This window comes from Sorangium sp. So ce1036, from assembly GCF_051369805.1.
Classification (GTDB): Bacteria; Myxococcota_A; Polyangia; order Polyangiales; family Polyangiaceae; genus Sorangium; species Sorangium cellulosum_F.
Window position 1 is genome coordinate 9529375 of the sequence record NZ_JBBMOX010000001.1, and the last position, 21509, is coordinate 9550883.

Genomic DNA, 21509 nt, shown 5'->3' on the forward strand with positions numbered 1-21509 from the left:
GAGTCTCATCGACCCTCGTGCTCGCGCCAGAAGGCGAAGGCCTCATCGAGGTAGACCTCCTTCGCGCCGTGGCCGACCGGGTGCTCGGCGACGCGCACGGGCCAGCGCGCGGCGCGCAGGACGTCGGCGAGGGCGCGGGCCGAGCGGCCGGCCGCATCGTGCGAGCCGAAGCCGATGTAGAACGGCCTGGGCTCGAGCGCCGGGAGCTCCTGCGTCGCGCGGCCTCCCCCGCCGGACATCGCGCCGAACCCGTCGGCGTCGATGCCGCCGCGCAGCGCGAGCGCGGCGGCGAAGAACGCGCCCGACGAGGAGCCGGCGACGTACACCCGCGAGAACGGCGCGCCGATCAGCTCCTCGAGCTTGCGCCGCTTCTCCGCGAACGCCGCCACGAACCCGGCGGCGTGCTCCCGGTACGTCGAGTCGCCCGTCGGCCAGCCCCACCAGCGCGCGAACCCCCGGGGCGCGAGGCCGACCTTGCCGCGCGGCATCAGCGCAGCGACGCCGGCGCGGCGGGAGGCGCGCGCCACGACGGTCTCGAAATTGGTCTTCTGCGGGCTCTGCTTCCCCGGCGGGACGATCCCGTGAAGATAGATGAGCAGGGTGCGGGTCGGCGCGTCCGGCAGCACATAACAGGTCTCCTCGTCGAGCGCGTCGACCCCGTCGATGCACCAGTCCGACTCGATGCCCTGCGGCCTCGCCGGAGGCCACGGCGTCGGAGCGGCCCGCGCGCTCGTGGGCGGGGCGGCGGCCGGCGGAGGCGCGGGGCCGGGCTGCGCCGGGCCGGGCGCGGCGCTGTCGCGTGGGCCGGGCGCGGAGCTGTCGTGCGGACGGGGCGCGGCGCCGTCGCGCGCGGGGGCCGGCCTGCTCGCTGGAGCGTCTGCGGGGCCGTGGCACGCGCAGGGCACGATCGCGAGCGCGGCGAGCCATCGTGGGATCCACCGGCGTGGCGCGGCACCGCTCATGGCATCTCGATGGAACCAGGATGCCTCGCCGAGCTCAAGCGGGCTCATGACGAGAGGGGCAACGTGAACGTGAACCGGGTGCCGACGCCGACGGTCGACTCGACCCAGAGCCGCCCGCCGTGCGCCTCGACGATCCCATGGGCGATGTAAAGGCCGAGGCCCGTGCCCGCGGACCGCTCCCCGGGCGCTCGCCAGTACCGCTCGAACACGTGCGGGAGCCGATCGGCAGGGATCCCCGGGCCCGTATCGGCGACCGTGAAGCGGACCCCGTCCCGCTCCAGCGCGACCTCCACCGTGACAGCGCCGCCCTCGGGCGTGAATTTGATCGCGTTGCCGACGAGGTTCGAGAACACCTGGAAGATCCGCTCGCGGTCGGCCTCCACGCGCGGGGTCTCGACGACATGCTCGGCGATCGTGATCCGCCTGGACTCCGCCAGCGGGCGCATCGCGAGCAGCGCCTCCTCGACGAGCTCCCGCGTCGGCTCGGGCCGACGCTCGAGCACGAACCGCCCCGACTCGATCTTCGCCAGGTCGAGCAAGCCGTGGACGAGCGCGTTCATTCGATCGACCGAGCGCTGGATACGCTCGGCCAGAGCGCGGAGGCGGCGCGATTGCGGCTCGTCATGAGGGCCCGCCGCGCGCAAGAGCAGGGCGGCCTGCATCTGGATGACGCCGATCGGGTTCTTGAGGTCGTGCGAGACCACCGCCACGAGATCGTCGCGCGCGCGCACGGCCCGCTGCGCGCGCTCGACCTGCCGCTCCAGGTCGATCTCGACCGCGTACCGCCGGAGATCCTCCGCAGCCTCGATGTCGGACGCGCTGAAGGGGCGCGAGCGCAAGCGCATCTCCTGCTTCCACAGCGCGAACGACCGGCGCGGGTGGATACGCATGTGAGGGTCGGTCTCGACCGGCTCTCGCGGATCCCCTCCCCAGCGGACCGTCTGCACGATCTCCGGCCGGAACCACAGGAGGCGTCGATGCTCGGCCCCGGGCAACCCGAACGAGAGGAGCCCGCTCGCGACGTCCTTGACCGGGAGGGCGCTCGGGAGCATCGCGGCGAGGGACGCGGTCGAGAACAGCGATGCATCCGGGCGCTGGTCCAGCCAGTCCGCCAGGGCCATCACGAACGGCAGCGGCGGGGTACGGCCCCACGTCCGCGCATCGCCCGCCCGGACCACCGCCGCCCCCTCTGCCCCCACCAGGGCCAGGAGCTCTGCCGGGCGGGCGAGCAGCCCTTCGAGCACATCGTCGCCGGAGCGCATCGTGTCGACCAGGAGCGAGAGGGGAAGGCGGCGCGCGTCGCGCCGGGCGGCCGCCTCGCGATCCTCGAACGCGGCGATCTCGAGCGAGGTCAGGAGCCCCAGCACCTCGCAGGCGGACCGGAGCTCGTAAGGCAGCCGTCGAGGCCCGCTGTGGTTCGCGCAGCTGATGAGCCCCCAGAGGCCGTCATGCACGCGGAGCGAGACGCTCATCGAGGCGAGCACCCCCATGTTGGCCATGTATTCGAGGTGCACCGGCGAGACGCTGCGCAGGACGGCGAAGCTGAGGTCGAGGGGCGCCGCGCGCTCTCGCCTCGCGCCGGGGACGAGGCGCGCCGGCGTGTAGCGGGCGTCGGGGATGATGCGGAGCGGGTTCGCGAGGTAAAGCGCGCGCGCCTGCCGCGGGATGTCGGAGGCGGGGTAATGCAGGCCGAGGTACGGCTCGAGCGAGGGTTCCCTGGACTCCGCGATCACGGCGCCGTGCCCCTCGTCGTCGAACTGATAGAGCATCACGCGCTCGAAGCCGGCCAAGCGCCGCACCTCCTGCACGACGGCCTCGTAGAGGTCGTCGAGGGTCCCCGCCGACTGCACGCGAAGGAGCGCCCGCCGCAGCGGGTGATGCACGGTGGCCTCCGTCGCGGTCGGGAGGATCGGCTCGAGCTCGAGGATCGTGGCCCCGGCGTGACGGTGGACGATGCCGTCGAAGCGCCGGCCGCGCGCGGCGATGGCGAGCGGATTCAGCTCCTTCCAGCGATCCCCGTCGAGCGCCGCCCGCACCTCGGCCGCCGACGCCTCCCCGAGCACGGCCGAGAGCGGCTGGTCGAGGACGCGCTCGAGCGGCTGCCCCAGGTGCTCGCCGGCGTTCTCGCTCGCCTGCGTGATCGTGAGATCCGGCTCGTCGAGGACGAGCAGCGCGCCGTGCGGCTGGATGGCGCCCGGGACATGAATGGGCTCCTGATCGCAGCGGGTGAGGTCCGAGGTGAGCTTCGCCGGCGCCGCCGTCGTGCCGTGGATGTGGGCCTTGCCCATGCCGTCTTTGTAAGGAACGGTGATGCAACCGCAACGGTGGCGCCGGCCTGTGCCGTGGGCGGCGGGAGCGCGAAGCGGAGGGGGCATCGTGTGCCAGACCGGGCCAGCGCCTTCGCCGGATGTCAGGGTCCGGGCGCGCGCGGCGCGCGGCGGCTCGGACGCCCCGCGCGTACCGCCTCGGAGACGCAGGACCCCGGGCTCGGGGGCCGGCGCGGCACGGCGAATGCTCGGCGGAGCGGCATGCTGCGAACCGTTCGAACCTGCGCTCCGCCCTTCCTCCTGTCTCTGGCCGCGATCCTCGGTTGCGAGATGTCCACCGAGCCGAACGAAGACCCGAGCCCCGATCCCGGGGGCGAGGCGTGCCGCGACGGGGACAAACCCGGATGCGTGGTCGCCTCCGACAAACAGCGCATCTCGACCCCGGACGTGCCTCCGGAGGACAGGACCGCGCTCGTCGCGGGCAACTCCGCGTTCGCGCTCGACCTCTACCAGCAGCTCCGGAAGGAGCCGGGCAACGTCTTCTATTCGCCCTACAGCATCTCGACGGCGCTCGCGATGACATGGGCCGGCGCGAAGGGCGAGACCGAGACGGCCATGGCCGACACGATGCGCTTCGACCTCGGGCAGGACAGGCTCCACCCGGCGCTCAACTGGCTCGACCAGGAGCTCGAGAGCCGCGGTCAGGGCGCCCAGGGCGCCGACGGAGAGGGCTTCCGCCTCCACGTCGTGAACGCGCTCTGGGGGCAGATCGGCTACCCGTTCGAGGCGCCCTTCCTCGACACGCTCGCGCTGAACTACGGCGCTGGCATGCGCGTCGTGGACTTCGTGGGGCACCCGCGGGAGGCGGTCGATCTCGTCAACGGCTGGGTCAGCGAGCAGACCGAGGGCAAGATCGAAGATCTGGTGCCCGTCGAGGCGATCACCCCCGAGACGGTGCTGATCCTCACGAACGCCATCTACTTCAACGCGGCGTGGCGCACCCCGTTCGAGCCCACCGCGACGGAGGACGGCCGGTTCGTGAAGGCCGACGGGACCGACGTGACCGTGCCCCTGATGCACGGCAGCCTGGAGATGCCGTACGCCGAGGGCGACGGCTACCAGGCGGTCGCGATGCCCTACGACGGGAACGAGCTGTCGATGGTGCTCCTCCTGCCGGAGGAGGGCACGCTCGACACGTTCGAGGCGTCGCTCGACGCGGCGAAGGTCGACGGCATCGTCGGCGCGATGAGCGAGCACCAGGTCGACACCACGATGCCCAGGTTCAAGTTCGAATACACGCTGAGCCTCAAGGACACGCTGAAGGAAATGGGGATGGAGATCGCGTTCACGTCCGGCGCCGCGGACTTCACCGGGATCAACGCCACGGGACGGCCCTACATCCAGGACGTCCTCCACAAGGCGTTCGTCGGCGTGAACGAGGCCGGCACCGAGGCGGCGGCCGCGACCGCGGTCATCGTCGGCGACGAGTCGGCGCCCCCGCCGGCGTCGCTCGCGCTCGTGAATCCCTTCCTGTTCCTCATTCGCGACAACGCGACGGGCAGCGTCCTGTTCGTCGGCCGCGTCGCCGACCCCAGCGCGAGCTGATCACCGCGTCCCGCCTTGAATGGTCCCCGGGATACCGCCGGACGTGGTAGGCTGTCGAGGAGATGAGCCTGACGCGATGGGCGCTGCTCACCGTGCTCATGGGAGCGTCATGTGGTCGACCATGCGCCACGAACTCTCCCATGGCCGAGGCCGCCGGCGAGGACCCCGCCGCTCACGAGCGCGCTGCCCACCCGTCTCCTGTCGCCGGACCGTCCGTTGACGAACCGTCCATCGACGCGCCTCCCGCCGTCTCGCCGATGCCCCCGGCGCCTCGTCGAGCCAGCGCGCCAGCGCCAGCCGTCGACGCGCCGGCGTCGCGCGCGGCGCTGGAGCTCGAAGGGCTGAGGACGGCCATGGCGCAGACCCCGGTCACCGCGCTCGTTCGGCACATCAAGGTCGAGCGAGCGTCTACCGCCGATGGAGATCGGCTGACCTATCACGCCGAGGTGCTCCGCATGTTTCGCGGCTCGCCCCGCAGCCGGCTCAGCTATATCGCCGTGGTCGAACGAGGCGAATCGAGCTCGTTGCCCGAAGGGCCCGTGCTCGTGACCCTGTGTGAATCGGGCTCGACCTTGTACTGGCCGGGGACGGGCTCGCTCTTCGGCGCCAGCCCGACGCTGCTCGAGGCCGCCGAGCGACGCGCCGCGTCCCTGGACGCGAGGCAAACGCATTTCGAGCTCTGCGAGGAGTGAACGCTCGGGCCTGCGGCGCGCCGTCGCGCGCGCCCCGCAGGCCGTGGCGAGCCGGTCGCGCTCCACCTCGGCGCCGCCGGGAGCAAGGCGCCGCGACGGGGGCGCGCGCCCTTGACAAGCGATGTCCCCCTCGGTCTCCTAGCGCGCATGGGCCAGAGAGAGGGCGAAGGCGTCAGCGGCAAGTACATCCTCATCGAGGCGCCGAACTTCAACAACGCGGCGAGCGAAACCGAGGCGATGACGTCGTATCTGCGCCTCGGCGCGGTGAAGGACCCGTCCATCGCCGCGAGCCCGGGCGCGCCGCGCGCCTCCGGCGAGGACCTCGCGGCGCTCGTCACGTCGTTCGTGGACGACGACCGCGTGCGTGACGGCTGCCCTCAGTTCACCCCGGTCGCGGAGCGAAAGGCGGAGACGGCGAAGCTCCACACCAAGGGTGGCTGGCGCGACCACTCCGACGGAAACCGCATCACGACGACCCGCGGCGACAAGGTCGAGGTCGTGCAGGGCAATTACCGCATGCTGGTTCGCGGCCGGCAGGACCACGACTCCGGCTGGGACGTCTCGGGCGGGCACGTCTCGGAGACGGGCATCACGTTCGAGGGCAGCAGCGAGATCCGCTGGGTGCAGAACTACGACGGTACGTGGCGCGTGATCGAGGAGAGCATCAAAGGCGACGTGTTCACGACGTACCACGGCGACACGCACGACGTCTATTCGGGCAACCTCAAGGAGAGCATCACCGGGAGCGCGGCGCCCGCGAAGGGCAAGGAGAACCCTCGCATCACGGATCGGACGTGGGCGCGGTCGATCGAGTCGTACACCGGCTCCTCGGCGCTGCCGGTGCCGTCGATCAAGGACGAGACCTGGGCCGACGTCATCGAGTCGACGACCACCGCCACGACCATGCGCGACACGACCGAGTGCGCCGGCGCGATCGAGAGCACGACGAAGGCCACGTCGATGACGAGCACCACCACCGTCACCTCGATGACCGACACGACCACGGCGTCGTCGATGACGAGCACCACGGTGTGCCCGTCGATCAAGGACACGACCATCGGAAACACGGTATCCACGATCATCGGCACCGAGACGGAGATCGTCTCGGGCGACGTCACGGAGCTGACGATCGGGAGCGAGCAGTCGATCACGATGGGGACGGTGCTCGACATCACGATCGCGCTGATGATGGACATCTGCATCGCCGGCAAGATCGAGGTCAACATCGGCGCCGGCATCTCGGTCGATCTGGACGCGACTTACGAGATCACGCCGAAGAAGATCCAGGCAGCGGCGCAGCGGCTCGCCACGGGCACGACCCACACCCAGGTGGGCGCGCAGCACAGCTTCCTCTGACGGCGCCCCCCCCGGGTCCGGCGCATGAAGATCAAGAACCTGACGCCCCTCGCCTTCGGCGTGAAGCCCTCGTCGCGGCGCCCGCCGCAGCCGGAGGCCACGCTCATCGTGCGCGGCACGTTCGAGCTCGTGCACGGCGCCCCCGCCGCGCTGCCCGAGGGGGATCCGCGGCTCGTGCAGGAGCCCCTGTCGGCCGAGCGCCACCGGCCGGAGGACGACGCCCTCTCCGGTGACATCGTGTATCCCGGCGACTTCGCGGACTTCAAGCCGCTCGCCGATTTGCTGCTCCTCGGCACGTGCCACGCGCCCTCCGGCCGCCCCGTGGCGTCGTGCCCTGTCCGCTTCACGGTCGGCGATTTCTCGAAGGTCCTGGAGGTCGTCGGTCCGCGGACCTGGGTGTCGGGCGTCCTCGGAGACTACCCCTCGGACCCGGCCCGCTTCGTGAAGATGCCGGTCGCGTACACGCACGCGTTCGGCGGACCGCGCCACGCGGCGAACCCGGTGGGCAAGGGGCTGGACACCCCGGAGCTGCCCAACATCGAGTCTCCGGGCGAGCCCATCAAGAGCCGCGGCGATCGCCCGGCGCCCGCCGGGTTCGGCCCGATCTCGTCGCGCTGGCCCGAGCGCGCCCGGAAGCTCGGCGCCGCGTACGGCCCGGCGTGGCGGAGGGAGCGCGCTCCGTACCACGCGGAAGACTTCGACCTCGGCCATTTCAACGCGGCGCCGCGCGACCAGCAAGTCCCCTTCCTCCGCGGCGACGAGGCGCTGTCGTTCGCGAACCTCCACCCCGACCGCGTGCTCTTCGAGAGCGCGCTCCCGGGCCTGCGCGTGCGCGCCTTCCTGATGGACACCGCCGGTCGCTTCCGCGAGGTGCCGATGGTCCTCGATACGCTGTTCGCCGACCTCGATATCCTCCGCCTCTCGCTCGTGTGGCGCGGCGTCGATGCCGTGTCCGACGCCGAGCTCCGGGGCGTGCGCACGGTGCTGTTCGCCTCCGAGCCGATGGCGAGCCCCAAAGAGCCCGAGGCGCACTACCGCGCGGCGCTCGAGGCGTTCGAGCGCGATCCGGTGAAGGAGAGCGTGCCGGCCTCGTTCGGCGACGCGTGGGCCGCGGCCGATCCCGGCCCGGCGGCGCCGGAGGAGCCCGTCGACCCGCGGCTCGCCGCGCAGCTCGACGAGACGCTCGCGACGCTGCCGCCCGGGCTGCGGTCGGCGATCGCCCGCGCGGTGACCGCCGCCGGCGCGCACACCGGGCGGCGCGGCCTCGATCTGCCCGCCAGGGTCGCCGCCGCGCTGGCCGGCGCCCCCTCGCCCGCCGCGCCGCCGCCGGCCGAGGCGCCCCTGGCGGACGCGAGGATCCGGCCCGTGCTCGCGAGGCGCCTCGCGCAGCTCCGCGGCCTCGCGCTCGAGGCGCGGGCGTCCGGCGCGGCGGTCCCCGGGCTCGCGGCGCTCGAGGCGGCGCTGCGCGATCCCCGGCTGCGCGGCGTTCCGGGCGGGGAGCCGGAGGCGGCGGAGGGCGCGGACACGCCCTCGCGGGGGGGCGACGCCTCCGGGCGCGACTGGTCCGGCCGCGATCTGCGCGGCGCGGACCTCGAGGGCGCGCGCCTCGACGGGACGCTCCTCGCGCGCGCGGATCTCCGCGGCGCGCGCCTCGCGGGCGCGAGCCTGCGGCAGGCCGTGCTCGCCGAGGCGCAGCTCGGCGACGCGGATCTCTCCGGGGCCGACCTCACGCAGGCGCAGCTCGCGCGCGCGCGGGCGGGGGGCGCGCGGCTCACGAGGGCGCGGCTCGACGGCGTCTTTGCCGAGGAGATCGATCTGGAAGGCGCCGATCTCGAGGGGGCCGTGGGGGAGCGGGCGCTCCTCCAGCGCGCGCGCCTGACCGGGGCGCGGCTCGCGGGCGCCGCGCTCACGCAGTGCCTGCTCGAGGGCGCGCGGCTCGAAGGGTCGGTGTGGGTCGGCGCGCGCCTGCTCCGGTGCATGCTGACGCAGATCACCGGCGACGCCGCCGACTTCACCGACGCCGAGCTCGGGCGCTCGGGCCTCTCGGACGCGCGGCTGCGGCGCGCGCGGCTCAACGGCGCGCGGGGCCCGGCCAGCGTGTGGATGCGCGCGGATCTCGCGGAGGCGGACTTCAGGTATTCGTCCTTCCACGACGCGTGCTTCTCGGAGGTGGAGGCGGCGGGCGCGCGCTTCTCGGGCGCCGATCTGCGCAGGGCCCGCTTCGATCGCGCGCGCCTCGAACAGGCCAGCTTCGATCACGCCAACCTGTTCGGCGTGGATCTTCGGAGGGCGACGCTCACGCGCGTGTCGTTCCGGCAAGCGAGCCTGTTCGAGGCCGTCCTCCTGGGCGCCGCGGGCGCGGACGCCGATTTTGCCGGCGCGAACGTCGCCCGGGCCCTCCTGGATCCATCATGACGCCCGAGGAGCTGATCCGTCGCATGCGCGAGACCGACAGCCTCGCGGGCAAGCGGGTGACCCGGTTCGACCTGCGCGGGCGCGATCTCACGGGCGCGCGCATGCCGCGCGCCCGGCTCGTCGACGTGCACCTCGGCGGCGCGGCGCTCTCGGGGGCGGCGCTGGCCGCCTCGGAGTGGATCCGGTGCGTCCTGCGTGACGCCGTGCTCGACGGGTCGGACCTCGAGGGCGCGTCGTTCGCGGCGTGCGACCTGCGCGGGGCGCGGCTCCGCGGCGCGGTCCTGCGCGGCGCGAAGCTGGTGAGGGCGAGGGTCCGCGGCGCGGATCTCACCGGCGCGGACCTCGGGGGCGCGATGCTCATCAGCGCCGATCTGACGGACGCGAAGCTCGACGGCGCGAGGCTCGATCAGGCGCGGCTCGACATGGCGAAGCTGCCCGGCGCGGCGCTCGGCGGCCGCGCGATCGACGGGGCGTCGTTCCAGAGAGCGGACCTCACCGGCGCGGACCTGAGAGGCGCCCGCGTCACGGGAGCGTCGATGTTCGGCGCGATCCTCCGCGGCGCCGACCTGTCGGGCGCGGCGCTCGAGCGCGTCGTGCTGGTCCAGGCCGATCTGCGGGGCGCGCGCCTGCCGGCCAGCATGACGCGGTGCGTGCTCGACGGCGCGCTCTTCGGCCCCGGCGAGGCCGCGGGCCTGGCGGCGCCGGGGACCGACCTCGGCGCGGCGAAGCTCGCCGGCGCGGATCTCGCGGGCGCGGATCTCGCGGGCTCGTCGCTGCGCGGCGCGGATCTGCGGGGCGCCAGCCTGCGCGGGGCCGACCTCACCGGAGCGGTCCTGGCGGGCTGCGATCTCACCGGCGCGGACCTGACCGGCGCCCGCCTCGAGCGCGCGTACCTGCAGGGCGCGAGGCTCGCCGGGCAGAAGCTCGCCGGCGCGGACCTGACGGGCGTCGTGCTGCTCGACGCCGATCTGTCGAACGCCGATCTGGAGGGCGCCCGCCTCGTCCGCGCGGTGCTGAACGGCGCCAGCCTGGCCGGCGCCAACCTCACGCGCGCCCTGCTCCAGCAGGCGCTCCTGCAGCGCGTGTCCCTCGCGGGGGCGCGGCTCGAACGAGCCATCTTCGACCGCGCCGACCTCGCCGGCGCCGATCTCTCGAGCGTGCCTCTCGCCGGCATGACCCTGCGCGCCTGCGGGTTCATCGAGGCGCAGCTCGCGGGCGCGGACCTCCACGGCGCCGATCTCTCGGGGAGCAACTTCACCGACGCGGATCTCGCGCGGGCCAACCTGGAGGGCGCGGATCTCCGGGGCGCGACGCTGCTGCGCGCGAAGCTCGGAGGGGCCCGCCTCGCGGGCGCGCGGGCCAAGCTGGCCTTCTTCGGGGAGGCGGATCTCCGGGGAGCGCGCCTCCAGCGCGCCGAGCTGCGGCGGACCGTCCTCTCGCGCGCCTCGCTGGACGGCGCCGACCTGGCGGGCGCGGATCTCTCCGACGCCGTGCTGGCCGAGGCGCACGCGGCCGGCGCGTCGTTCCGGGGAGCCCGCCTCGCCGGCGCGGATCTGTCGCACCTGGCCGCGGAAGGGGCCGACCTCTCGGACGCGGACCTCTCGGGCGCGAACCTGCACGCGCTGCGAGCGGAGAGGGCCTCGTGGAGCGGCGCGCGCCGGACCGGCGCTCGCGGGACCGACGTCGATCGCTTGGAGGCCGAAGCGTGGCGCCCGCCGCCTCGGCAGGAGGACAGGACATGAGCCAGCGTGCCACAGCCGAGGTGATCACCCCCGATTTCCGCCCCGTCGAGACAGACACTCTGGGCCCCGCAGAGGTGCTGTCGGTCGATGCCGACGGCGTGCTCGTGCTCCTGCCGAACGGCGCCGAGCGCTACGCCACGCTGGCGTTCGTCTCGCCGTACGAGCCGGCCGTCGGCGACGCGCTGCTCGTGATCGGCAAGCGCGACGATCTCTATGCGATCGGCGTGCTGCGCGGCTCCGGGCGCGCGGTGCTGCGGTTCTCCGGCGACGTCGATCTCGCGGCCGAGGGGGGCACGCTGCGCCTCTCGGCCGATCGAGGCGTGGAGATCCGGAGCCCCGAGGTGACGGTGCACGCCTCGCGCGTCACGACCTGGGCGGAGACCCTGATCCAGCGGGCCACGGACCTGTACCAGCGCGTCGCGTCGAGGCTCGAGGTCGAGGCGAAGGAGGCGCGCACGGTGGTCCAGGGCAGCTCCGTGCTCCAGGCCGGGACAGCCACCATCGTGACCGACGAGACGGCCACGGTGCAGGGCAAGCAGGTCCACCTCGGGTGATCGCGCCATGTTGCCCGTCGCGAACCGAGGAGCAGGCCAGTTCATCGCGGCGCCCGACGTGTGCAGGACGCCTCCGGTCGGCGTGCCGATCCCGTACGTCAACGTCGCCTTCAACGCGATGGCGACGGTCTTCGCGGCGAACGTGCTCACCTCGATGATGCCGTCGCTGACCGTGGGCTCGGTGATCCCGATGTCCATCGGCGACGAGCCCGGCGTGATGCACCCCACGATCAAGGGCGCGGCCGTCGTGACGGCGTCGTTCACCAACGTGTTCTTCAACTTCCTGCCTGCCGCGCACCTCGCGTCGCTGACGGCGGGCAACAACTTCAACGCGCCGCTCGGCCTCATCGCGGTGCCCAGCGCCACGAACGTGTTCACGATGCGCGCGGGCGTCGGCGAGTCGCTGCAGGGCGCGCTGGACGTCGCCGTCGCGCTCGCGCCCGGGGCCGCCGGTGACGGGCTGTCCGGCGAGATCCTCGCGCCGGGCGTGGGCTGCGTGGCCCTGCGGCGGATCGCCATCGACGGCCCGGCGCTCCTCCACCGCGAGATCGGGCGGCTCCTCGCCCGCGGCATGGAGGTGCTGGTGCTGGACCTGCGCGGCAATCCGGGCGGCGACGTGAAGGCCGCGGTGGAGATCGCCGGCGGCTTCCTCCCCGAAGGCGCGCTGCTGGCCACCGTCATCGACGAGGACGGCGACGCGGCCGAGCACCGCGCGCGGCCGGGAGCGCCGTACACGATGCCCCTCGTCGTGTGGGTCGACCGCTTCACGGCCTCCGCGGCGGAGCTCGTCGCCGCGTGCTTGCAGGCGCACGGGCGCGCGGTCGTCGCGGGCGAGGCGACCTACGGAAAGGGCGCCGCGGCGATGTGGGACGCGGGGTGCGCGCGGCGCGGAGCCCGCGTGGAGCTGCCGGACGGGCGGGAGATCTCGGCCGGCGGCGTGCTGCCAGATCCGGGGTGAGCGCACCGCGCAGGGAGATCAGCGCTTCTTGCTCTTGGCCGCGGTTTTGCTCGACCTGTTCGTCTGCAGCCTGGTCGTGGTCCTCGTCGTGGTCGCCCGGGTGGGGGTGGACTGCCGCTGCGCCGTGCGCGACATCGTCGCGCTGTGGAGGCTCCCGACGCTGCGCTCGTTGGGCTTCTTCCTCTTGGGAGGGGGCGAGTCCTCGCCGGAGCTCCTGTCATCGCCGGAGTCGTCCCGAGGATCGGTGTCCCGGCCGCCGCCGTCGCTGTCCTCGTCGCTATCGTCCTCGTCGTCGCTTTCCTCGTCGCTGCCGTCGCTGCCGTCCTCGTCGTCGCTGTCCTCGTCGCTGCTGCTGTCCGGTTCGAAGTCGGGCGCGGCATCCTGCTCGCTCTCGGACTCGTCGTCGGCCTCGTCCAGGGTCTTCGCCAGCCCTGACGGCTCGAGGACGAGCGCGTCCATCATCTTGTCGGCCGCCTCCTGATCCTCGGGGTCGTCGCTGACCACGATGACCACCGCCCCATGGTCCGATAGCACCCGGCCCTGCGCGAGGGCGAAGTGATCTCCCGTGGCCTTCCAGCCATCGCCGCTCCTGGCGTAGAGCACGTCCTTCTCGACGAAGGCGGTCTTCGGCTCCTCGCCCTTCTTTCCGGGGAGCACGGTCATGAGCGCCGGTTTGCGGACCACGAAGCTCGAGCTGACCACGGCCTTGTCGGCCACCATCGTCCGCTTCCTGTCGAGGAAGGCGCCTCGCCGGTCCTCCTTGGACTCGCCGCTCGCCTGCTCTGCAGCTTGCTCCTCCAGCCGGCGGGCTTGTTCGAGGAGCGCCGACGCTTCCGGATCATCCTTGTCCTTTGCTGCGTCGCGCAGGCTCCGCGCGCGATCCCCCAACGTCCCGGCGCGCCGCGCCCGAGGGGCCGACTTCTGCTCCGCGACGAACGCCTCTTCGCGGGCGCGGAGGCTCTGGTAGACCTGTGCCTTGGTGTCGGCGTTGAGCTCGAGGATCTTCTTCTGAGCGTCGTCGAGCGATGGGTTCTTCTGCGCGAGCGTGGTCTTCAGCCGTTCCAATCGCCGCCGGAGAGCCCTGATGTCCTCCTTCGCGCCCGCGCGGGTATCGTGATTCTCCAGGCTCCTCAGGTCCTTCTCGATGGCCTTGAGCTTGTTCTCGAGCGTCGCCCTGGAGGGGGCCTTCTTCTCTGGCTCCTTGGCCCCGCGCCCGCGCTTGCCGAGGTTCGTGCCGGAGAGCTTCGTGACGGCGTTCCTCGCGCTCTCCATGGCGCGGCGGGCCTCGATCGTCTTGCGCCTCCAGCGGGCGTTCTCCACATCGGTGTTGATCTTCTCGATCGTGTTCGTCTTCGACTCCGGATCGAGGTTGAGCATCCCGGATGGAAGCGACTCGTCGAAGCGCTTCCCGTCTCTGGTGACGACGTCCTGGCCCGCCAGGTAGTGGTCCCCGAGGAAGACCCACATGTGCTCGCCGTCCTTCGACGCGTGCCTGTACGCTGGCTGGACCTGGTTGAATACCGGCCGGCGATCGTTCACGCCCTCGTCGGTGCTGAGCCCTCCTTTGCCCGGCTTGGTGTGCACGTTGACGAGCTTGAGCGGCTTCGCTGAAGGCCGGTCCTTCCGCGTGATCGTGTACGCGATGAGGGGGCGCGACTTGCCGGAGGGCGTCTTCACGGTGCCGCCGTTCGTGGTCCGGACCGGCTCGCCGGCGACGACCCTCGGTTTCCCCCTCTCTCTGGCGCTGTAGGTCGGGATGTACTCCACGCCTTCGACCTTCAGCTTCTCCGTGCGCACGACGACGGGATACCGCTCCTTCTGCGCGTGCCTGTCCGAGCCGGTGTGGAGGTGCGGCCCGAGGTGGAGCTCGTACGTGCCGTCGATCCCTGCCTCTCTCGCCGCCCTCCCGAAGGCGTCCTGGAACGCCTCGCCGTTGTTGATCTCGTGGATCACGAGCCCGTCGATCGGATGCCCCGCCCGCATCGCGCCGACGAGCATGTCCACCACGTACTGGGCCTTGGCGTCCTTCTCGCCCTCGCCGCGGAGCTCCTTGTCCTTGTTTCGCCTGCTGTAATACCTGTCCTGCTCGCTCGTCGACCGTTCATCGGCGAAGATCGCCTCGTCGAAGGCCTCCCCGTCGTCGAGGTCGAGCAGGCCGGGGTTCTTGACGTCCTTCCGCGCGCCGAAATGGGACGCGTTCCACGTGGCGAGCACGAGCCCGCCGAAGCCCTTGTCCGCGTCGAGCGTGAGCTGCCGCCTCACGGGCTGGCCGCGATCCTCCGCCGCGTCGTCCGGCATGAGGTGCTCGAACATCGATGGATCGATGTCGCCACGCGGCTGGCCGCTGCTCGCTTCCTCCTCGTCGTCGCTCCCCTCGCTCGCGCTGCTCCAGCCGCCGCCGCCGCGAAAGCCGCCGTCGAGGAGATCGTCCTCGTCCTCTTCGCGAGGGTGTTCGGCGTCCTCGTCGGAGAGGCCCAGAGAGGCGTCGTCTCCGCCATGCCTCTCGTCATCCATCGATATCGGCACATCGGAGAAAGGCCTCGACATCGATACGTCGGAGAACCTCTGCACGACGGTGGGGCGCCAATCTCCTGGCGGACCCGGCGTCTGGATCTGGATATCGAGCCGGCCGCGTCGGTTGTCGATCCGGCGCTGGATGCGCTCCAGCGTGTGTTCGTCGACCACGATGACCGAGCCGTCCGTCAGCTGGATGCCCCGCAGCGTCTGTGGGCTGACCGCCATGTTGTCGCCGCCCTCCATGACAACGATCTCCACAGGCGTGCTCCCTTCGAGCGGCGTCGTGTCCGAGACCTCGTCGGTGATGGTGACGCGCCCGCTGGCAGAGGAGAGGGTGATGTGCCCCATGGCCGCAGGGTAGCTCATCCGCCCTGCGAGGGACCCTTCGACGCGCCCGAGCACCCCGGCCGCCCCGCCCGGCCCCCCCCGGGGCGCCCGGGCCGACCCGCCGGCTACACGGCCACGTGCAGCGGCTGCACCACCGCCGCGAACACCGGCATCGCCTCGCAGCGGGCGGCGTGCGCGGCCAGCGCCGGTCGCCGCGCGGCGTCGGTGAGCGACGGGTGCGCCTCGCCCACGAAGCGCAGCGCGCAGCCGAGCGCGATGTCGGCGTGGCTGAAGCTGCCGAGCAGGTGGTCTCCGCCGCGGCCCGCGCGCTCCTTCTCCAGGAGATCGAGCGTGTCGGACATCTGCTGGACGCAGCGCTCGACCCACACCTGGCTGCGGCGCTCGTCGGTGCGCAGCACGTGCTCGTAGAGCAGGCTCACCGCCTTGTCCGCGAGGCCCGTGGCGAGCGCAGAGATCCGCAGCCCGGCGCGGCGCGCCTCGCCCGACCGCGGCAGGAGCGCGCGCGAAGGCTCCACCAGGTCGTCGAGCGCGTCGAGGATCGCCGAGCTCTCCACGAGCGCCTCCCCGCTGTCGAGCACCAGGACCGGCACGCGCCGGAGCGGGTTGTACTTCGCGATGGAGTCCGCGTCGGCCCACACCGACCACGGGCGATGCTCGTAGGTGAGCCCGTAATGCTGGAGCGCCACGGCGACGCGGCGCACGAACGGCGAGTCGTACTGGCCAATCAGGATCATGGATCCTCCGTAATCGCGCGGGCCCGCCGCGGCAACGCGCTCGCGCCGCGACGGGGCCTCTCCCGCGAGGGTCACGCCCCGAGGAGCGCCCGGGTCCGCTGCTCGGCGCGGCGCCCCTCGGCCGACAGGCGCTCGATGAAGCGCTCGATGATCGGGTTGCGCCGGAAGTTCTCGCGCGTCATCAGCTCGACCGGCAGCGGCTCGACCTCGGCGACCTCGACGTCGACCCGCGACCGCGCGACCTCGGTCAGCGCCAGCGCCGGCGCGAGCCCCACGCCGAGCCCGCCGGAGACGTACGAGACGAGGAGCGAGACGCTCGACACGTCGATGGTCGAGATCGGCCGGATCCGCTCGCGATCCAGGTACGCGTCGAGCATGCGCCGCCCCAGGCTGCCGGGCGCGAGCCGGAGCAGCGGCTCGCGCCGGAGCCGCTCGCAGAGCGCCGCCGCCTTGCCCCGCTGCCGCGGCCCCACCCAGAGGAACGGCTGCACGAACAGCGGCAGCTTCACGAGATCGCCGCCCGCCGACGACGCCGACGCGAGCCCCAGATCCACCTCGCCGCGCTCCACCCACCGCGCCGCGTCGATCGAGTTCGCCGTCGTGATCGCGAACCTCACCGGGGCGCGCTCCTCGAGCATCTGCCGGATGACCGGCACGAGCAGCCCCTTGCCGAGGTAGTCGCTCGCCGCCAGGCGCAGCGTGGTCGACGGCTCCCCCGCGAGCTCCGAGAGCAGCTCGAACACCCCCTCCGCCTGGTCGAACAGCCGCGTGATCGCGCCGAGCGCCGCCTCGCCCGCCGGGCTCAGCCGCACCCCGCGCCCGTCGCGCTCGAAGAGCGCCACGCCGAAGTGCTCCTCGACCCGCCGGACCTGCTGGCTGATCGCCGACGGCGTCTTGTGCAGCCGCCGCGCGGCCTCGCTCACCGAGCCCGACCGGGCCACGAGCAGCACGTCCTCGAGCGCTGGGAGGAGCGACGCATCCATGTAGCGCAGCTTAACTCACCATGCAGAAAGTTTCATTCGACTTAACGCTCCCCCGCCGGCATAGTCTCCACCGCCAGCCCGAGCCGGGCCGTCCCGGGTCGCCTCCCGAGGGGGGTCGGCCTGCGCGCGGCGCGCCCGCGCCCGGGCCGGCCCGCCTCGCACGCCGTCTTCTTCAGCCGGTTTCAGCCGCATCCAGAGGGCATCATGGGAAAGAGTCTCTATGACAAGGTGTGGGACCTCCACAAAGTGCGCACGCTGCCGAACGGAGAGGATCAGCTCTTCATCGGCCTTCACCTGATCCACGAGGTGACGAGCCCGCAGGCGTTCGGGATGCTGCGCGACCTCGGCCTGCGCGTGCGCATGCCCGGGCGGACGTTCGCGACGCTCGATCACATCGTCCCGACGGACAACCGGAAGCGGCCGTTCAAGGACGCGCTCGCCGAGGGGATGGTGGACGCGCTCAAGAAGGCGTGCGCGGAGCAGGGCGTCACGTTCTTCGACCTGGAGTCCGGGAAGCAGGGCATCGTGCACATCATCGGCCCCGAGCTCGGCCTCACCCAGCCCGGGATGACGATCGCGTGCGGCGACTCGCACACGTCGACGCACGGGGCGTTCGGCGCCATCGCGTTCGGGATCGGCACGACGCAGGTGCGCGACGTGCTGGCGACGCAGACGCTCAGCCTGCAGCGGCTCAAGGTCCGGCGCATCGAGGTGACGGGCAAGCTCGGCCCGGGCGTCTACGCGAAGGACATCATCCTCGAGATCATCCGCCGGCTCGGCGTGTCGGGCGGCACGGGCTACGCGTACGAGTACGGCGGCTCGACGATCGAGGGGCTCTCGATGGAAGAGCGGATGACCCTGTGCAACATGTCGATCGAGGGCGGCGCCCGGGTCGGCTACGTCAACCCGGACCAGACGACGTTCGAGTACATGAAGGGCCGGCAGTACGCGCCGAAGGGCGAGGCGTGGGACAAGGCGCTCGAGTACTGGCGCTCGATCGCGTCGGACGCGGACGCGCGCTACGACGATGTCGTCCGCATCGACGCGAGCGCGATCGCGCCGACGGTCACCTGGGGCATCACCCCGGGACAGGCGATCTCCGTCAAGGAGAGGGTGCCGGCGGCCGAGGAGGTGGCGAGCGAGTCCGAGCGGGCGCTGGTCCAGGAGGCGCTCGAGTACATGCGCCTCGAGGGCGGCAAGCCGATCGAGGGGACGAAGATCAATGTGGCCTTCATCGGGAGCTGCACGAACGGCCGGCTCTCGGATTTCCGGGAGGTGGCGCGGCACCTCAAGGGGCGCAAGGTGGCGCCGCACGTGCGCGCGCTGGCGGTCCCGGGGTCGATGGAGGTGGCGCGCGCGGCCGAGGCCGAGGGGCTGGATCGCGTCTTCCGCGAGGCCGGCTTCGAGTGGCGCGAGCCGGGCTGCTCGATGTGCCTGGCGATGAACCCCGACAAGCTCATCGGGGACGAGCTGTGCGCCTCCTCGTCCAACCGCAACTTCAAGGGCAGGCAGGGGAGCCCCACCGGCCGCACCGTGCTCATGAGCCCCGTGATGGTCGCCGCCGCCGCCGTGCGCGGCGCGATCGCGGACGCCCGTGACGTGTTCGGAATCTGACGACGCTCGCACCCGAGGTAGATCCCATGGCACTCGAATTGATTCAGTCCGTCAAAGGTCGCGCCGTCCATGTCCCGGGGGACGACATCGACACCGACCGCATCATCCCCGCGCGCTTCCTGAAGTGCGTCACGTTCGACGGCATCGGCGAGCACCTGTTCCGGGACGTGCGGTATAATGAGGATGGCTCGAAGAAGGACCACCCGCTCAACGATCCGCGCTTCGCGGGCGCCACCCTCCTGATCGCCGACCGGAACTTCGGCTGCGGCTCCTCGCGAGAGCACGCGCCGCAGTCGATCGCCAAGGCGGGCTTCCGGGCGGTCATCGCGGAGAGCTTCGCGGAGATCTTCTTCGGCAACTCGACGACGCTCGGCATCCCGTGCGTGTCGCTGAGCCGGGAGGACCGCGCCGCGCTCGTGGCCCGCGTGAGCGCGGACCCGTCGACCGAGGTCACGGTCGATCTGCAGGAGCAGGTCGTGCGGGCGGGGGGCGATCTGAGGCTGCCGCTCTCCATCAAGCCGGGGGCGCGCGAGTCGCTGCTCCGGGGCACCTGGGATCCGATCGCGCAGCTCCTCGAGGGCGCCGACGAGGTCCAGAAGGTGGCCGCGCGGCTGCCCTACGTGCAGCAGCCCGCGTAATCGACCGCGGCGACGCCGGCGCCGCGTCGCTGTCGCGCGCGCCGCTTTCCGTCCCTTCCCAACCTGGTTCCCCTCCCCGCCGACTTCGCGCTGCAGCGCGCATCCGTGGGCCGCGGCGAGGCGCTGCCCGTTCGAGGCCGTCTTGACGGGCACGACGGGCTGCGCTGTCCTGGCCGTGGAGGGTTCATGGGACAGAAAATAAAGCAGGGGCTCGACGGATATTACCACCCGCGGAGCGAGGAGGAGCTCCTGGCGCTCGTGCGAGAGGCCATCTCTGCATCACCACCACGGAGGCTCCGCGTGCGCGGATCGGCGCACTCCGTCGCCCGCTCGATCTACACCGACGGCCACTGCGGCGCCGGGGACCCGCCGAACGACGCTATCGACGTGATGCTCGACAGATACCGCGCGATCGGGCCGATCACCCCCGTCGAGGGCGACCCGGATCACGCGATCGTCGAGGTGGAGGCGGGGTGTAACCTCGGGAAGAACCCGTATGATCCGACGCGCACGTCGACGTGGCGCAACAGCCTCAACTACGCGCTCCAGCAGGCAGGGTGGGCGCTCGAGGACCTGGGCGGCATCTCGCACCAGACCGTCTCCGGCTTCCTCTCCACCGGATCGTCCGGCGGCTCGCTCATGTACTCGATCGACGACGATCTCGTCGGGTTCAACCTCATCGACGGCACCGGCAAGCTCTGGGTCGTGAACCGCGACGACGCCGACCCGGAGAAGCGCGATCTGTTCTTCGCCGCCGGCGTGTCGATGGGGCTCCTCGGCGTCGTCTCCAAGGTGCGCTTGCGCGTCCGGCGCTCGTTCAACATCAAGGGTTCGCAGATCACGAGCCCCACCGCCGGCGCGCCGGTCGATCTCTTCGGGGGCGGCTCGGACGGGAAGCCCAGCCTGGAGCGCTTCCTGCGCGAGACGCCGTACACGCGCCTCATGTGGTGGCCGCAGCACGGCTTCGAGCGCGTCCAGATCTGGCAGGCCTCGCGGATCGAGCCCGAGCCGGGCTTCACGCCGAAGCCCTACGAGGAGCTCGGCCGCGCGCCGCAGCTCACCGCGCTCGCGGGCTCGCTCTTTTACACGATCATCGGCAACCTCGGCGACATCTCGGCCGTCCCCGGCAAGCTCACCGACTGGTACGCCCACCTCGACCGCACGCTCTCGGGCGACGGCGACGTCAACGCGTGCTGCGGGCCCGCCCCCGACAGGACGCACACCCGCAAGATCACGCGGCAGCAGGTGCTCGACTTCCTCCGCGGCGCGCTCGCCGATGCGTTCGCCGGGCGGGCCGGGTCGCTGCAGGACCGGGCGCACACGCGCGCGCTGCTCGACGCGGTCGAGCGCAAGGCAGGGGGCCCGATCCAGGATGGCATCGCCGACGCGCTCACGTTGCTCATCGCGCTGCTCCTGGACGGCACGCTCAGCGCGCCGCTGGCGCAGGTCCTCGCGGACTTCCTGAAGGCAGAGATGCCGTACCTCATCAAGGACATCCTCGACCCGTTCGTCCCGATCGAGACGCAAGAGTTCTGGGATACGTGGATGTGCGGCCTGCCGATGGATAACCAGATGGATGACCAGCTCTGGCCCACGTGGTTCACGGAGCTCTGGATCCCGGTGGAGAAGACGGCCGAGGTGATGCAGGCGCTGAAGGCGTGGTACGACGGGGGAGGCAACGCCGCGACGGCGTACCAGCACACCGGCGCGTTCTCGTGCGAGCTCTACGCCGCGAGGAAGAGCGATTTCTGGATGAGCCCCTCCTACGGCGCCGATGTGTTCCGCGTCGACGTGTTCTGGTTCGCGCTCAACGGGGAGGACATGAACGCTTTCTATGGGCCCTTCTGGGAGGTCCTGAAGCCGTTCGGCTTCCGCCCGCACTGGGGCAAGTTCTTGCCGCCGCCGAGCTCGGGGGACTGGGTCGCCTATTATCGCCAGAACCTCCCCCGCTTCGATGATTTCCTCGCCCTGCGCGCGAAGCTCGATCCACAGCAGATCTTCGTCAACGATTACTGGCGCGCGAACCTCGGGATCCCCGCCAGGGCCGAGCGATAAGCGGCTCGGCCCGCGCCGGGGGAACACGGCCGCCGCCGGCGGAGGGCGATCGCGCGACGGATCGATGCG

At 71.9% G+C, this 21509-nt stretch carries 15 protein-coding genes; 10 read left to right on the forward strand and 5 right to left on the reverse strand.

Annotated elements, in window-relative coordinates; translation table 11 throughout:
- Positions 1-5: 5 nt before the first annotated feature.
- Together WMF31_RS35865 and WMF31_RS35870 are read right to left on the reverse strand one after the other, a co-directional pair.
- Entirely contained in the window at positions 6-962 is a 957-nt protein-coding gene (locus WMF31_RS35865) for a hypothetical protein (protein ID WP_436606252.1), read from the reverse strand.
- Between the two features lie 44 nt (positions 963-1006).
- The gene (locus WMF31_RS35870) at positions 1007-3250 is read right to left on the reverse strand and encodes an ATP-binding protein (RefSeq protein WP_436606253.1); all 2244 of its coding nucleotides are present in this window, start codon (positions 3248-3250) and stop codon (positions 1007-1009) included.
- A gap of 309 nt (positions 3251-3559) precedes the next feature.
- Between WMF31_RS35870 and WMF31_RS35875 the strand changes: the two genes are divergently transcribed.
- The 7 genes from WMF31_RS35875 (at position 3560) to WMF31_RS35905 (ending at position 12551) form a co-directional block, all read left to right on the forward strand.
- The gene (locus tag WMF31_RS35875) at positions 3560-4834 is read left to right on the forward strand and encodes a serpin family protein (protein WP_436606254.1); all 1275 of its coding nucleotides are present in this window, start codon (positions 3560-3562) and stop codon (positions 4832-4834) included.
- Positions 4835-5187: 353 nt separating this feature from the next.
- Positions 5188-5526: a hypothetical protein gene (locus tag WMF31_RS35880; RefSeq protein ID WP_436606255.1), complete on the forward strand. Its 339-nt coding sequence runs from the start codon at positions 5188-5190 to the stop codon at positions 5524-5526.
- A gap of 147 nt (positions 5527-5673) precedes the next feature.
- Entirely contained in the window at positions 5674-6882 is a 1209-nt protein-coding gene (locus WMF31_RS35885) for a hypothetical protein (RefSeq protein ID WP_436606256.1), read from the forward strand.
- Between the two features lie 24 nt (positions 6883-6906).
- The gene (locus tag WMF31_RS35890; RefSeq protein WP_436606257.1) at positions 6907-9297 is read left to right on the forward strand and encodes a DUF2169 family type VI secretion system accessory protein; all 2391 of its coding nucleotides are present in this window, start codon (positions 6907-6909) and stop codon (positions 9295-9297) included.
- Positions 9294-11039, forward strand: coding sequence for a pentapeptide repeat-containing protein (locus tag WMF31_RS35895; protein WP_436606258.1), 1746 nt, complete (start codon positions 9294-9296; stop codon positions 11037-11039). The genes WMF31_RS35890 and WMF31_RS35895 overlap by 4 nt, the downstream gene beginning before the upstream one ends.
- On the forward strand, positions 11036-11593 hold the full coding sequence (locus WMF31_RS35900) for a DUF3540 domain-containing protein (protein WP_436606259.1): 558 nt from the start codon (positions 11036-11038) through the stop codon (positions 11591-11593). The genes WMF31_RS35895 and WMF31_RS35900 overlap by 4 nt, the downstream gene beginning before the upstream one ends.
- 7 nt (positions 11594-11600) lie before the next feature.
- Positions 11601-12551 (forward strand): S41 family peptidase, encoded by a 951-nt coding sequence (locus WMF31_RS35905; protein ID WP_436606260.1) that lies wholly within the window; start codon positions 11601-11603, stop codon positions 12549-12551.
- 18 nt (positions 12552-12569) lie between these two features.
- Here the strand turns inward: WMF31_RS35905 and WMF31_RS35910 are convergent, their stop codons facing one another.
- From WMF31_RS35910 to WMF31_RS35920, 3 genes are all read right to left on the reverse strand, one after another.
- Positions 12570-15416: a hypothetical protein gene (locus WMF31_RS35910; protein WP_436606261.1), complete on the reverse strand. Its 2847-nt coding sequence runs from the start codon at positions 15414-15416 to the stop codon at positions 12570-12572.
- 104 nt (positions 15417-15520) lie between these two features.
- Complete coding sequence (locus WMF31_RS35915; protein WP_436606262.1) at positions 15521-16150, reverse strand: glutathione S-transferase family protein; 630 nt, start codon at positions 16148-16150, stop codon at positions 15521-15523.
- Positions 16151-16221: 71 nt separating this feature from the next.
- Positions 16222-17133, reverse strand: coding sequence for a LysR family transcriptional regulator (locus tag WMF31_RS35920; RefSeq protein WP_436606263.1), 912 nt, complete (start codon positions 17131-17133; stop codon positions 16222-16224).
- A 204-nt stretch (positions 17134-17337) separates the two neighbouring features.
- On the opposite strand from WMF31_RS35920, the gene leuC reads away from it, so the two are divergent.
- The 3 genes from leuC to WMF31_RS35935 all read left to right on the forward strand — a co-directional run bounded on the left by leuC (position 17338) and on the right by WMF31_RS35935 (position 21440).
- Entirely contained in the window at positions 17338-18747 is a 1410-nt protein-coding gene (leuC, locus tag WMF31_RS35925) for a 3-isopropylmalate dehydratase large subunit (RefSeq protein ID WP_436606264.1), read from the forward strand.
- A 26-nt stretch (positions 18748-18773) separates the two neighbouring features.
- Entirely contained in the window at positions 18774-19385 is a 612-nt protein-coding gene (gene leuD, locus WMF31_RS35930; protein ID WP_436606265.1) for a 3-isopropylmalate dehydratase small subunit, read from the forward strand.
- A 186-nt stretch (positions 19386-19571) separates the two neighbouring features.
- A complete protein-coding gene (locus WMF31_RS35935; RefSeq protein ID WP_436606266.1) occupies positions 19572-21440 on the forward strand; it encodes a D-arabinono-1,4-lactone oxidase in 1869 nt (622 codons plus the stop codon).
- Positions 21441-21509 lie beyond the last annotated feature (69 nt).